This is a genomic window from Streptomyces sp. x-19, assembly GCF_046549115.1.
GTDB classification, from domain to species: domain Bacteria; phylum Actinomycetota; class Actinomycetes; order Streptomycetales; family Streptomycetaceae; genus Streptomyces; species Streptomyces albulus_C.
Window position 1 is genome coordinate 745,302 of the sequence record NZ_JAJPWK010000003.1, and the last position, 13,767, is coordinate 759,068.

Sequence of the window (13,767 nt, forward strand, 5' to 3'; positions counted from 1 at the left end):
GGGCGGTGCACCGGGGTGCGGAGACGTCGGGTGGCGGCGCGTTCGAGGTTGTCGAGGAGTTCCTCGCTGCCGGTGGCCTGCGCGCGGCGGATCGCCAGGTGCCAGGCGATCCGACGGGCGAGGGGGAGCCGGGACTCCAGGACGTGCCCGGCCCGGCAGCGGTCCGGCCCCAGGGGGCGCACGGTGAGTTCGTGGTGGCCCGGGCTCGCTCCGGAGCGGCCCGGGGCGAAGCGGATGCGGCGGCCCGGTTCGTGGGCGACGACGCGGTAGCGGACGGTTCCGTGCCCGCCGTCGGCTCCGACGCCCAGGGGTCGGTCGAGGTGCAGCGGCGGCCAGGCGGGTGCCGGGAAGAGCGGGTCGGACGCGCCGCCCACGTGGTCGAGGAGGGGCCCCGCGGTCGCTGCGGGGGGGGCGTGGACGGTGCGGGCATGGGCATCGCGGATCGTGCGCACGGAGCACCTCCATACGGTGGCGTATGTTTTTACCGTACGGTAGCGTATGGTCATGGTGCGAGAGCGGACGAAGGAGACCGGCGGCGGCGCCGCACGGCAGCGACTGACCGTGCAGGACTGGGCGGACGCGGCACTGGCGGCCATGGGGGAAGGGGGCCTCTCCGCGGTCGCCGTCGAGCCGCTGGCGGCCCGGTTGGGCACCACGAAGGGCAGCTTCTACTGGCACTTCGCCAACCGCGACGCCTTGATCGAGGCCGCCCTGGACCGCTGGGCACAAGCCCGCACCGAAGCGGCGATCACCGAGCTGGCCGACGAACCCGACCCGGGCGCACGGCTCCGCCGCCTGTTCCTGCGGGCCACCCGCCGGGCCGCCGAGGATCCGCTGGAGGTCTCCTTGCTGGCCTCCGCGGGCGATCCACGAGTGTCGGCCGTGCTCGCCCGGGTGACCGACCGCCGGATCGGCCACATCGCCGACCTCTTCGTCGAGTTGGGCTTCCCCGAGGACGAGGCGCACCGCCGCGGCCTGCTCGCGTACACCGCCTACCTGGGGCACACCCAGCTGAGCCACTCGGTCCCCCGCTCCCTACCGGACGGCCCCGCCCGCGAGCGCCACCTGGACGCGGTGCTGGAGACCCTGCTGCATCCGGCGGGAACCTCCGGGGCCGATCCGGACGTTCGACCATCGGACCCGCCGCGCCGAGCGGCGGACGCCACCGCCGAGAGGGGGTGAAGACACCGACCGGACGCACCCCACGGGACCGCCATCGCCTGTGCCGGACGGCCGGCGTGCAGAGGTGACCGGTACCCGCCCCCACGGAGAGCAGCGCGGCGCGCACGACTCGTCCCGCGGCAGGCACGCCAGCCCGCAGCAGCAGGCGGTGCCCCCGGGCGAGCAACTCACTCCCCACCCGCACGGGAGGAACCGTGACCGGAACCATCCCCTTCCCCCAAGACCGCAGTTGTCCCTACCACCCGCCGACGAACTACCGGCCGCTGCGCGAATCCGGTCCGCTCTCGCACGTCAGCTTCTACAACGGCCGCAAGGTCTGGGCGGTGACCGGGCACGCGGAGGCGCGGACGCTGCTGGTCGACCCCCGCCTGTCGTCCGACCGGCAGAATCCGGCCTTCCCCATCCCGGTCGAACGGTTCGAGGCCGTCCGGCGGGTGCGCACCCCCTTGATCGGCGTGGACGATCCCGAGCACAACACTCAGCGCCGCATGCTGATCCCCAGCTTCAGCGTCAAACGGACCGCCGCGCTCCGACCGCAGATCCAACAGATCGTGGACGGCCTCCTGGACCGGATGCTGGAGCAGGGCCCACCCGCCGAGTTGGTCTCCGCGTTCGCGCTCCCCGTCCCGTCGATGGTGATCTGCTCGCTGCTCGGCGTCCCGTACGCGGACCACGATTTCTTCGAGGACCGGTCGCGCCGCATCCTCCGCGGAGGCACGGCCGAGGAGAGCGAGCAGGCCCGAAGCGAACTGGAGGGATACCTCGCGGATCTGATGGCCCGCAAGGAGACGGATCCGGGTGACGGACTGCTCGACGAGCTGATCGCCGAGCGGCTCCGGGCCGGCACGCTCCAACACCAGGAACTGGTCCGGATGGCCATGGTCCTGCTGGTCGCCGGGCACGAGACCACCGCCAACATGATCTCCCTCGGCACCTTTGCCCTCCTCGAACACCCCGACCAGTTGGACCAGTTGAGGTCCGACGAGAGCCTGATGCCGGGCGCGGTCGAGGAGTTGCTGCGGTTCTTGTCCATAGCCGACGGCATGCTGCGGGTCGCGACCGCCGACATCGAGATCGCCGGGCACACCATCCGTACCGGCGACGGCGTGGTGTTCTCCACCTCCCTGATCAACCGCGACGCGACGGCCTACCCGTCACCGGACGAACTCCACGTCGACCGTTCGGCCCGCCACCACGTCGCGTTCGGCTTCGGCATCCACCAGTGCCTGGGCCAGAATCTGGCCCGCGCCGAGTTGGAGATCGCGCTACGCTCGCTGTTCCGGCGAGTGCCCGACCTGCGACTCGCCGTGCCGGCTGCTGAAATTCCCTTCAAACCGGGGGAAACTCTCCAAGGAATGATCGAACTGCCGCTGATCTGGTAGCGCCGTTCGGCCCACCGCACGCGGCACGCCAAGGAAAGGGCTCCGAAGATGCGGATCACCATCGACACCGGCGTCTGTATCGGTTCCGGCCAGTGCGCACTGACCGCCCCGTCGGTGTTCACTCAGGACGACGACGGGTTCAGCGCCCTGCTGCCGGGCCGGGAGGACGGCGGGGGCGACCCCTTGGTGCGCGAAGCCGCCCGCGCCTGCCCCGTACAGGCCATCGAGGTCACGGAGGACTGACGCCGACGGACCGCCCCGCACCGGCACCCGCCCCGAGCGGTCGCCGGTGCGGACGCCGGCGCCCGGCCGGCCACCGGCGTCGGGTGTCGCGGCGCGCACCTCACGTGGCCCTGCCGCCCCCGTCGCGGCAGCCGTCCGCCCGTTACGGCACGGCCCCCTGGGTGACGGGCAGTTCGAGGACACCGGCGTCCCCGGGCGCGCTGGTGACCGTCACCCGCTTCACGCCGCGATTGCCCACATAGGCCGAGTCGCTCGCGGCGATCACCAGCCGCAGCCGGTGTCCCGGCTGATAGCGGTGCACGATGCCCGGGAGCTCCACGGTGAACTTCCGGGTCACGTCGGGCACCCGGGCCGGGGCCACCAACCGGTGCACCAGCGTCTTGTGACCGTCCGGCGCGACGTCGTAGAGCTTGGCGAAGAGCACCAGCTTGTCCGCCGCGTCGGAGGAGTTCTGCACCTGCTCGGCCTGCGGCGAGACGACCTTCAGCGTCACCTTCGGGGCACCCACGACGTCCAACGGCCCGCCCGTCACCGGCTCCGAGGTCCAGTCCAGGTAAGTGCCCTTGATGTCGTAGGGCTCCGGGTCGGGGAGCCCGAGCATGCCGGCCAGGGAGTTCTCCGAGTGACTGGTGGGGACCCGCAGGTTGCGGTAGTCGCGGCTTCCGCGAGCCACCTTGGCGCGGTCGTCGACGAGCTTGCCGTCCCCGGACAGGTACAGCCGACGGTCGTCACCCGCCGGGAAGTCGGACGAGGAGGCGTAGGTGGGGCCGCTGCTCACCCAGTCCCGGTAGTACGCGAAGGCCGGTCCGGTGCTCGTGGCCGTCCGGTGCCGGAGGTAGCGGTCGAACCAGGCGAGGATCCGCCGACCCACGTAACTGGTGTCCAGATTCCCCTTGCCCAGGTCGAGTTCGCCCGGCGCCGGGTCCTTCATCCCGCCGCTGTGGCCCCAGGACTGCCAGATCATCTTGACGGGCGTGCCCTGGTCGGCGAGCGTCCGGTACGTGGCCGCGGCCTCGTTGAGGTTGAAGAGGGTGTCGGCCTGGCCCTGGACGAGCAGGGTGGGCGCCTTGACGGATTTCAGGTAGGAGACCGGGGAGACGCTGCGGGCGTAGGCGAGCATCGTCCGGGTCTCGTCGGCCGGGTAGGCGCGGGAGTCCAGCAGCCGTTTGGTGCGGCAGGCCGGCGCGACGAAGTGCAGGCACCAGGCGCCGCCGACCCGCGACGAGTCCAGCCCCGGGTGGAGCAGCCCCTGCGCCTCCCCGATGAGGAAGAACCCGTTCGTCCACTGGTACTTGTACGCACCGGGGACCGGACCGCTGACGCCGTCCGTGCGACCGGCGTTGTTCGGGTCGAGGGAGTAGGACAGGTCGTTCCAGGTGATCAGCGGGACCAGTGCGTCGACGCGGTGGTCGACCGCGGCGGTGGCCATCTGGATCGCCCCGCCGTACGACCCGCCGATCATGCCGACCCGGGGATCGCCGGGGCGGTCCTTGGCGACGAAGTCGATGCGGGTGCCGTCGTCGGCGGTCCGCGTCCCGGCCAACAGGTCGATGAGCTGACTCGCGGCCTTGCCGTCGATCTGGGGGTCGTCGAGGGAGATCGGGCAGCCGGTCTTGCCGAATCCGAGGCCGGAGTAGGCGAGCGCGACGTAGCCGCGGTCGGCGAACGCCCGGGCGGTGGCGTTGGTCGAGCCGTCCGCCTTGCTGCCGCCGAAGCCGTTGGTGGTCAGCACGGCCGGCGCCGGGTGCGCGGCGTTGACGCCCGTCGGGCGGTAGAGGTCCGCGTCCACCGCGCACAGGCGGTCGCCCGCCCGCATGGTGACCTTCAACGCGGTGACCGTGTACGGCTCTGCGGCGTCCCCCTCAGCGGCGGCGGGGGCACTCAGGACGAGGGGGGCGGTGAGGGCGGTGCCGGTCAGCAGGGCGAGGGACATGCGGAGCACGGGGCGGGACACGGCTCGGGACACGCTGGGCACGCAGACCTCCAGAAGGACACGTCGTACCAACCAGTCGGTAACGGCGCGCTCATGTTGTGACACGAGTAACGGACATGTCAACGCTCGTGACGTGCGTCGGTGATAGGACGTCAGTTCAGCGCATCTGGGCGGGAAATGAGGCGATGGCACGCCCTTCGCCGGGGTGCGGTGGGCGCGGATACGGCCACGAGACGCGCCGGTGCGCAGCGCCGACCAGGGGCCACGTTTTGACGCGACGTCACGGCGAGCCCCGGGGCGCGGGCGCACGGCGGACGGCCTTCCGGGGCCTCAGTCCACTCCCCTGGCGCCGGCCACGTGCCACACCGCACCTCGACGAGGCGGGTCCCTCCCCCGTCGACCTCACACGCCAGCGGCCCACGGCCGTGCCAGGCCGTCGGCTGCTCCGTGGCGGACGGTCCGGCGACCGAGCCGGCCGGCGCGTCGACGGCCGGCTCGGACCACCGCACCCCAGAAGGTCGGTCAGCGACTCCCCGGCACGCCCCGCAGGAAGTGCTCCAGGACCCGGACGCCGAAGTGCAGGCCCTCCACGGGCACCCGCTCGTCCACGCCGTGGAAGAGCGCCTGGTAGTCGAACCCCTCCGGCAGCCGCAGCGGCGAGAAGCCGTATCCGACGATGCCGAGCCGGGAGAACTGCTTGGCGTCCGTGCCCCCGGACATGCAGTACGGCACGACGTGCCCGTCCGGGTCGAACCGCTCGATCGCGGCCCGCATCGCGGCGAACGACGGGGAGTCGACCGGGGCCTGGAGCGCCACCTCACCGTGGTGGTAGTCCCAGCTGACGTCGGGCCCGGTGAGCGCGTCCATGGCCGTGCGGAACTCCGCCTCGCCTCCGGGGACGACCCGGCCGTCCACGTAGGCCGTGGCGGACCCCGGGATCACGTTGATCTTGTAGCCGGCCGTGAGCATCGTCGGGTTGGCGCTGTTGCGGACCGTCGGCTCGATCAGCTTGGCGGTCGGGCCGAGCTTCGCCATGAGGGCGTCGACGTCGAAGTCGGGGCGCTCGGGATCGACGTCGACGTCGTGCAGCGCGGCGAGCTCACGCAGCGCCGCCCGGACGGTGGGGGTGAGCCGCACCGGCCACTCGTGCGCACCGATCCGGGACACCGCGTCGGCCAGCCGGCTGACCGCGTTGTCGCGGTTGACCTTCGAGCCGTGGCCGGCCCGGCCCCGGGCCGTCAGCTTCAGCCAGGCGGTGCCCCGCTCCCCCGCCGCGATCGGGTAGATCCGCATTCCGCCGCCGGCGTGGAACGTGAAGGCGCCCGATTCGCTGATGCCTTCGGTGCAGCCTTCGAAGAGGTCGGCGTGGTGGTCGGCGAGGAATCCCGCGCCGTCCTCGGCGCTGGCCTCCTCGTCTGCGGTGAAGGCCAGGACGACGTCCCGCCGGGGCCGCACACCGTTGCGGGCCCACTGCCGGACGGTGGCGAGCATCATCGCGTCCATGTTCTTCATGTCGATGGCGCCGCGGCCCCAGACCACACCGTCGCGGACCTCCCCGGAGAAGGGGTGGACCTGCCAGTCGGCGGGCTCGGCCGGGACCACGTCGAGGTGCCCGTGCACCAGGAGCGCGTCCGCGGACGGGTCGCTGCCCTCGATGCGGGCGACGACGTTGGTGCGTCCCGGGGTGCGCTCCAGCAGGACCGGCTCGATGCCCACCTCGGCAAGCCGCTCGGCGACGTACTCCGCCGCCGGGCGCTCCCGGCAGGTGCCGTCCCCGGTATTGCTGGTGTCGATGCGGATCAGGTCCGAGGTGAACCGCACCGCCTCGTCCAGCGCCTGCTGATCGACCGTCTCGGCGTCCCGGTCGGACGCGTCCTGTGCCCATTGGATCTCAGCCATATTGTTCCTCCACGGCGGACGAGACGACCGTGGTGACCGCCTTGAAACACCGGATGGCTTCGTACATTTCCTGACTGGTATACGTCACCCGGCGCTCGCCGCAGCGCTCCACGCCGGGCACGCATGTCGCGGCCCCCACCAGATGCTCGGCGTCGAACTCCAACTCGAACCGGAACGGGCCGCCCCGGACCGGGTCATGACGCACCGCGAGCGCCGCGCCCTTGCAGGCCGCGGCCCGGATGTCGGCCGCCGTGCGGGCCGGCGGACGGCACACCGCCGCGTAGCGCGAGACGTAGTCCTTGACCGCCACGCCGGGCGCCTGCGGGGCGTACGCCTGCGCGTCGACGCACGTCCGGTCGTCGCCCGTCACCAGCACCACGGGCACCCCGTACTCGGCCACGACGAGGGAGTTGAGATGTCCCTCGCTGGCGCGTGTCCCGTTGACCCAGACGCCGGTGAGGGTGTTGGCCAGATAGGTGTGCGCCAGCACGCCTTCCGTCCCGGCACCGGTGTGGTAGCCGACGAAGGCGATGCCGTCGACATCTGCGCGCTGCACGCCCTCGACCATGCTCAGGGCCTTGTGGCGTCCCGTCAGCATCTCGGCGCGCTCGTCGAGCTGCTCCAGCAGCAGGTTGCGCATCGTCCAGTGGGCCTCGTTGACGAGCACCTCGTCCGCCCCGCCGTCGAAGAAGCCGGCGATGGCGGCGTTCACGTCGGAGGTGAACATGTGGCGGCAGCGCTCCCACTGCGGCGTACCCGGCAGCACGTCCGCGGGCCACGTCACGCCCGTGGCTCCCTCCATGTCCGCGGAGATCAGGATCTTCACGTCTATCAGTCCCATCGCAGGTGAGGGGGCATGTGCCCGACCCTTGACTGATCACGTTACGCGGGGCAGAACCCCGCGACCAGGGCTGTGGATAACTCCGGAGGTCCAGACCACTGAAGATCATCCGGCCCGCGGGGCGGGGGCGGCTGGCCGTGTACGTTCGCCTGGGCGCGGCCGCGGCAGGCCCGTCGGCCGTCCATACCCGCCCACCCCCCGAAGGGGGGTGGGCGGAGGGGAAAAAACCAACGCGGAGGCGCACGCCAGCAAGCCGGCCACCGCCACCGCCACGGCCACCGCCACCGCCAAGCCGCCAAGCCGCCCACCCTAAGCCGCCCGCCCCCTCACCCCAGGTCCTCCTGGCAGCGTTCCAACCATGCGAGATCGGCCCGGATGTGCAACATCGCGCCCTCTATCAGCAGGTGCGCGACCCGGTTGTCGCGGTCTTCCGAGGCGGCCAGGCGGGACAGTTCGCGCATGCTCTTGAGGTAGTGCCGACGCTGGCGGTCGATCAGGGCGACCCGGCTGGTGGTCCCGGCGCGGGAGGCCAGCGCCAGCTTCATGAAGAACTCGTCGCGGACCCGCGGTTCGACGGTGGCGTCCTCGAACCACGCCTCCACCGCCTCGCGGCCGGACGCGGTGATCCGGTAGGTCCGCTTGTTCGGCCGGTCCGACTGTTCGACGTCCTCGCCCTCGATGAGGCCCGCCTTCTCCAACCGGCCCAGGGTCACGTAGATCTGGCCGACGTTCGGCCGGGGGTAGGCCGCACCCAGGAGCGCCTCCAGGGCCTGTTTGAGTTCGTATCCGTGCGCAGGTCCGTTGACCAGCAGTGCCAGGAGTGGCAGTCGCACGCTCTCCCTCTCCTTGAGCCCTCGACGCCCGTTGCCCGTAGTCGTAGTCGTCATCCGTTGCCCGGTCCCCGCCGCCCGGGGCGCGGCGTCCGCCCCTCGGCGCGCCCCGCCCGCCCCGTTACCCGCATCGGCGTGCACGACAACGCCTGCTGCCGCAACGGCGGTTGCCGAAACGACCGTCCGGCCCGGAGCGGGCCCGGCCGGTGACCGTCCCGCCTCGGAGGTCTTCCTCCGGAAGTCTTGTCCCCAAGTCCTCGCACGGAGGCCGTTCCTGTGGAGGGCGCGCAGCCCCCTCCACAACGGCTAACAGGTATACCGGAAGGCGGTATCGGGGCCGACGCCGGGTGGCGACCGCACCACGTTCCGTGAGGTGAGCCCCTACGGTCCGCACTCATGTAGCTACTCCCTACTCGCTTACAGGGCAAGGGAGTTGAGGATCACGTGGGCATCCGCCGGATGACATTCCAGACGGGATCGAGACGCCATACCCCACAAATCCGGGCACGTACCGTTCGACTTTCGACATTCAGTTGACACCGAAAAGATGCGGCTACCTAACATGCATGCATAACAGCAACTCGCAAGCCGCCGCGCCGACTTGCACCGTAAGAAGTGGATCCGGCAGATGCTCACAGCCACCGCAGATCGCGGCCTTCCGACCCCCGCCCAGGACACGGCCCAGCGCTGGTGGCGCGATGCGGTCATCTACCAGGTCTACGTCCGCAGCTTCCGCGACACCACCGGAGACGGTACTGGAGACCTGGCCGGCGTCCGGGAGGGGTTGCCTTACCTCAAGAAGCTCGGCGTGGACGGGATCTGGCTCAGCCCCTTCTTCCCGTCCCCGCAGCACGACCACGGCTACGACGTGGCGGACTACCGCGACGTCGACCCCGCCTACGGCGACCTCAACGAGTTCGACCGGCTGATGGCCGACGCCCACCGCCTCGGCCTGAAGGTGCTGCTGGACATCGTCCCCAACCACTGCTCCAGCGAACACCCCTGGTTCCGATCGGCGTTGGAAGAGGGACCCGGCGGGCCGTCGCGGGCGCTCTTCCACTTCGCCGACGGGCGCGGGGAGCACGGTGAGCTGCCGCCCAACAACTGGCGGGCGATGTTCGGCGGGCCCGCCTGGTCCCGCGTCACCGAGGAGGACGGCACCCCGGGGCAGTGGTACCTCCACATGTTCACGCCCGAGCAGCCCGACCTCAACTGGCGCAACCCCGACGTGGCGGCCGACTTCGACAAGGTGCTGCGCTTCTGGTTGGACCGCGGCGTGGACGGCTTCCGCATCGACGTGGCCGCGGGCCTCTTCAAGCACCCAGAGCTCCCCGACTCCCCCGACCCGGAGGCCGACGAGCGCACCCGCGACTCGGTCAACCCGCTGGCCTGGAACCAACCGGAGGTGCACCAGGTGTGGCGCGAGTGGCGGGCGCTGTGCGAGGAGTACACCGCCCGGGACGGCCACGACCGGCTGCTCGTGGGCGAGGTCTCGGTGCGCACCCCGGGCGAGCAGGCCGCCTACGTACGGCCCGACGAGCTCCACCAGGCGTTCTTCTTCCACCTGTTGACCGCGCGCTGGGACGTCGACCTCTTCCGCAAGGTGATCTCCGAGGCGCTGACCGACATCGCGGACACCGGTTCCACCGTCACCTGGGTGCTCAACAACCACGACCAGGTGCGCACCGTCACCCGCTACGCCGGCGAAGCGGGCACCCCGGCGGGCGCGTCGGGCCCGGCCCGGGCGCGCGCCGCGGCGCTGCTGATGCTGGCCCTGCCCGGCGCCGCGTACGTCTACCAGGGCGAGGAGTTGGGTCTACCCGAGGTCGACGACCTGCCGGACGACGTGCTCACCGACCCGATCTTCCACCGCACGGGCAGCCGGCAGCACATCCGCGACGGCTGCCGGGTGCCGCTGCCCTGGTCGGGGCAGGCCGCCCCGTACGGCTTCAGCGCGCCCGGGGCGGCGTCGACCTGGCTGCCGCAGCCGGCCTCGTTCGCGGCGCACACCGCGGAGCGGGCGGTGGCCGACACCGGGTCCTTCTGGCACCTGTACCGCGAGGCGCTCCAGTTGCGCCGGGGCCTTCCCCAGTTGGGGGACGGCACGTTGCGCTGGCTGGAATCGCCGCCGCAGGTGCTGGCGTTCGTCCGCGGTGACGGTCTGGTCTGCGCGGTGAACTTCGGCACCGGGCCGGTGCCGGCGCCGGTGACCGGTGCACCCCTGCTGGCCAGCGGCGACTGTCCGGCCGGGACGCTGCCGGGGGCCACCGCCGCCTGGTGGATGGACCCGGTCCAGCCGTTGCTGCCGTAGACGGGCAGCGGTTCGCCGCGAGATCGGGGCGCATCGGGGCGGTGGCGTCGCCCGGCGCCCCGATGGCGCGTCAGGGCCTGCGCGAAACGGGGTGCGCGGTGGCCTGTGGGAGCACGGGAAGGCGGCCGCCGCCGGACGATGCCGCGGCGGTCCGCCCGAGCCGGCGACGGCGCCCACAGGGACGTCGGGGCGGGCCGCGGGCCGAGCGGCGCTCCGGCCCGCCGGGCGCGATGACGCCAATGCCCGTTTGGCGCATATCACACCCGTCCGGTCTTTTCCCATCGGTCGATCGGCCCGCATTCTTGCGGGGTGCCCGCTACCAGGGCACGGTCGCCGCTTGATCGCCGTAGCCGGTGGGATACCGGGTGGGCTCCCCAAGGGATGCCAGGCGGGTGGCGCGCACAGTGGGACAGGACACCACGCCTATGCACGCATCACGCACCGCACGCCGCACGCGTCGCGGGCTGGCCGCCCTCGTGGCCGCCGGCGCCGCGCTCACGGCATGGAGCACGGCGAGCCCCGCCTCGGCGAGCACCGGCAGCGACACCGTGGGGGACGCCCGCGTCCTTTGCACCTCCGACCGGCCGGGCCTGGCCCCCGCCCTGTCCCATGACCTCGCCGATGCGCTCCAGGGCCGCCAGGGCACCTCGGCGGTCGCCCTCTACGACCGACCCTCCGGGACCAGCTGCGAGTTCCAGTCGGGCACGTCGTTCGACTCCGCGAGCGTCGTCAAGGTCACGGTCCTCGGGACGTTGCTGCGGCAGGCGGAGGAGGCGCACCGGACGTTGACGCCGCACGAGGTCGCGCTGACCACGGCCATGATCACGAAGTCGGACAACGCCTCGACCGACGCGCTGTGGCACCAGGTCGGCCGGCCCGCGGTCCAGCACTTCCTGGACCTGGCCGGCATGCGGCACACCGTGCCCGGCCCCGGCGGCTCCTGGGGCCTCACCCAGATCACCGCCGCCGACCAACTCACCCTGCTGCGGCTGCTGACGACGGACAACGCGGTACTGGGCACGGCGTCCCGCGCCTACGCCCTCGACCTGATGCAGAGGGTCGTCCCCGAGCAGCGCTGGGGCGTGCCCGCGGGCGCGCCGGCGTCGGCGACCGCGCACCTCAAGAACGGCTGGCTGTCGCGCGCCCACCAGGGCTGGCGGGTGCACAGCGTCGGCGTGTTCCGCGGCAACGGCAACGACTACGGGATGGCCCTCCTCTCCACGGGCAGCGGCAGCATGGGCTCTGGGGTGGCCACGGTGGAGGCGGCCGCCAAGGTCATCCACCGGGACCTGGCGGGCGCCGCCGACCACCGGGGGGCCACCGCCGACACCGCCCCCACGGAGGCGTCCGGCGCCTGAACGGATGGCCCCGTGGCCGACCGGGAGGTGGCCGACGGTAATCGCCACACCATCTCGTCGTCAACTTCTGGTTGACGACACATGATCGTCAACCTATGGTTGACGCATGACAGAATCCGCGCGCATGACGCATCCCGTCCGCCTCGACGATCTGATCGAGGGCATCAAGAAGACCCACTCCGACGTGCTGGAGCAGCTCTCCGACGCCGTGATCGCCGCGGACCACCTCGGCGAGGTGGCCGACCACCTCATCGGGCACTTCGTGGATCAGGCCCGGCGCTCGGGCGCATCCTGGACCGACATCGGCAAGAGCATGGGGGTCACCAAGCAGGCCGCGCAGAAGCGCTTCGTGTCCAAGGCTTCGGGCGCGGGCTCGGACCTCGACCCCTACCAGGGCTTCAGCCGCTTCACCGAACGGGCCCGGAACGTGGTGGTCGGGGCGCAGAACGAGGCCCACGCCGCCCGGAACGACAGGATCCGCCCCGAGCACCTCGTCCTCGGCCTGCTGCGCGAACCGGAGGCGCTCGCCGTGCGGGCCCTGGCGGACCAGGGCGTGTCGCCCCAGGCCCTCCGCGAGGCCGCGACCGCGGCGCTGCCGCCCGCGGTCGAGGAGCTGCCCGCCCTCACCCCGTTCGACGCCCAGTCCCGCAAGGCGCTGGAACTCACCTACCGCGAGGCACTGCGGCTGGGCCACAACTACATCGGCACCGAACACCTCCTGCTGGCCCTGTTGGAGCAGGAGAACGGCTCCGGTCCGCTCACCGACCTCGGCGTCGAGAAGGCCGCCGCCGAGGCGTTCATCGGCGAGGCGGTGGCCGCGATCCTCGCCGCCCGCCAGCAGGAGGAGGAGGCCGAGGGGCAGTAGCAGGAGGCGGCGCGGGGCACGCCCGGCACGGTGACCGTGCGGCCCCGGCCGTCGCCCCCCCGACCTGGTGGGTGACGGCGCGTCAGTCCTCGTGCTCCAAGTGGAGGTCCCGTTCGGTGCGGCTGCCGCCCGCCCCCTCAGGACGGTGGCGGCCGGCGGGTACCCGGCGGCGACCACGGTGTACTCGCCCGAAGGGAGGTCCACGAAGCGGAACAGCCCGTCGGAGCCGGTGGTGGCGGTGTCGACGACGTTGCCGGCGGCATCGAGGAGGGTGACCCTGATGTCCTCGACGGGGTGTCGGGCGTCAAGTGCCGTGTCCGGGGCGCCTCTTGGGCTCCGATCAGGGGTTTCCACCGGCGGGCCGTCCGGGAGGCCGGACGGCGCCGCGCGGGGGAAACCACTCGAACCGGTGAGTCTGCCGGCGCCGCGAACGGGTCAGGGGGCGACGCCCCCTCACTTCTCCATGTGGGCGGCGAGGTTGGCCAGGATCGCGTCGTAGATGCGGCCGAGCCCCTTGGGGGCGAAGGTCCGCTCGAAGAAGCCGCCGATGCCGCCGGCCCCCTGCCAGGTGGTGGTGACGACGACCTTGGTGCGGTTCTCCCCGGCCGGGGTGACGACCCAGGTGGTCACCATGGAGGAGTTACGGTCCTTCTCCACCAGCTGGCCGTCGGTCGGCTCGTCGACCTCCAGCAGACAGTCGCGCACCCGCTTGCTGGTGGCCTGGAGCTTCCAGTGGACGAGGGTGCCCTTGCCGTCGCCGCCCTCGCGGACCTCGTACTCGCTGAAGTGCTCGGGCAGCAGCTGCCGGCGCGTTCCGTTGTAGTCGGCGAGCGCGTCGAACACGTCCTCCGGGTCCGCCGCGATCTCCCGCTGCGTGGTGGCCTCTACCTGCCCCATGTGTGCCTTCCTCCAGTAGTCGGCTG

The 13,767-nt window shown here is 71.9% G+C and carries 11 protein-coding genes and 1 pseudogene; 6 read left to right on the top strand and 6 right to left on the bottom strand.

Going from position 1 to position 13,767, the window contains the following annotated elements:
- The first annotated feature begins 498 nt into the window (after positions 1 to 498).
- The 3 genes from ACLJT4_RS11985 to ACLJT4_RS11995 all read left to right on the top strand — a co-directional run bounded on the left by ACLJT4_RS11985 (position 499) and on the right by ACLJT4_RS11995 (position 2,807).
- Positions 499 to 1,182: a TetR/AcrR family transcriptional regulator gene (locus ACLJT4_RS11985; RefSeq protein WP_411122251.1), complete on the top strand. Its 684-nt coding sequence runs from the start codon at positions 499 to 501 to the stop codon at positions 1,180 to 1,182.
- 194 nt (positions 1,183 to 1,376) lie between these two features.
- The gene (locus tag ACLJT4_RS11990) at positions 1,377 to 2,564 is read left to right on the top strand and encodes a cytochrome P450 (protein WP_411122252.1); all 1,188 of its coding nucleotides are present in this window, start codon (positions 1,377 to 1,379) and stop codon (positions 2,562 to 2,564) included.
- Between the two features lie 48 nt (positions 2,565 to 2,612).
- Positions 2,613 to 2,807, top strand: a complete 195-nt coding sequence (locus ACLJT4_RS11995; protein WP_016573271.1) for a ferredoxin — start codon at positions 2,613 to 2,615, stop codon at positions 2,805 to 2,807.
- A 142-nt stretch (positions 2,808 to 2,949) separates the two neighbouring features.
- Here the strand turns inward: ACLJT4_RS11995 and ACLJT4_RS12000 are convergent, their stop codons facing one another.
- The 4 genes from ACLJT4_RS12000 to ACLJT4_RS12015 form a co-directional block, all read right to left on the bottom strand.
- On the bottom strand, positions 2,950 to 4,740 hold the full coding sequence (locus ACLJT4_RS12000; RefSeq protein ID WP_411122371.1) for a CocE/NonD family hydrolase: 1,791 nt from the start codon (positions 4,738 to 4,740) through the stop codon (positions 2,950 to 2,952).
- A 522-nt stretch (positions 4,741 to 5,262) separates the two neighbouring features.
- Positions 5,263 to 6,639, bottom strand: coding sequence for a M20/M25/M40 family metallo-hydrolase (locus tag ACLJT4_RS12005; protein WP_411122253.1), 1,377 nt, complete (start codon positions 6,637 to 6,639; stop codon positions 5,263 to 5,265).
- Entirely contained in the window at positions 6,632 to 7,465 is an 834-nt protein-coding gene (locus ACLJT4_RS12010) for a M55 family metallopeptidase (RefSeq protein ID WP_411122372.1), read from the bottom strand. Before ACLJT4_RS12010 ends, ACLJT4_RS12005 begins: the two co-directional genes overlap by 8 nt.
- A 341-nt stretch (positions 7,466 to 7,806) precedes the next feature.
- Entirely contained in the window at positions 7,807 to 8,313 is a 507-nt protein-coding gene (locus ACLJT4_RS12015) for a PadR family transcriptional regulator (protein WP_411122254.1), read from the bottom strand.
- Between the two features lie 625 nt (positions 8,314 to 8,938).
- Between ACLJT4_RS12015 and ACLJT4_RS12020 the strand changes: the two genes are divergently transcribed.
- From ACLJT4_RS12020 to ACLJT4_RS12030, 3 genes are all read left to right on the top strand, one after another.
- On the top strand, positions 8,939 to 10,621 hold the full coding sequence (locus ACLJT4_RS12020) for a glycoside hydrolase family 13 protein (protein WP_411122255.1): 1,683 nt from the start codon (positions 8,939 to 8,941) through the stop codon (positions 10,619 to 10,621).
- A 425-nt stretch (positions 10,622 to 11,046) separates the two neighbouring features.
- Positions 11,047 to 11,979: a serine hydrolase gene (locus tag ACLJT4_RS12025; RefSeq protein ID WP_411122256.1), complete on the top strand. Its 933-nt coding sequence runs from the start codon at positions 11,047 to 11,049 to the stop codon at positions 11,977 to 11,979.
- Between the two features lie 106 nt (positions 11,980 to 12,085).
- The gene (locus tag ACLJT4_RS12030) at positions 12,086 to 12,844 is read left to right on the top strand and encodes a Clp protease N-terminal domain-containing protein (RefSeq protein ID WP_411122257.1); all 759 of its coding nucleotides are present in this window, start codon (positions 12,086 to 12,088) and stop codon (positions 12,842 to 12,844) included.
- An 82-nt stretch (positions 12,845 to 12,926) separates the two neighbouring features.
- Here the strand turns inward: ACLJT4_RS12030 and ACLJT4_RS12035 are convergent.
- Both ACLJT4_RS12035 and ACLJT4_RS12040 read right to left on the bottom strand, forming a co-directional pair.
- A pseudogene (locus ACLJT4_RS12035) lies at positions 12,927 to 13,141 on the bottom strand (carboxypeptidase regulatory-like domain-containing protein); the annotation flags it as partial.
- A 156-nt stretch (positions 13,142 to 13,297) separates the two neighbouring features.
- A complete protein-coding gene (locus tag ACLJT4_RS12040; protein WP_411122258.1) occupies positions 13,298 to 13,741 on the bottom strand; it encodes an SRPBCC family protein in 444 nt (147 codons plus the stop codon).
- Positions 13,742 to 13,767 lie beyond the last annotated feature (26 nt).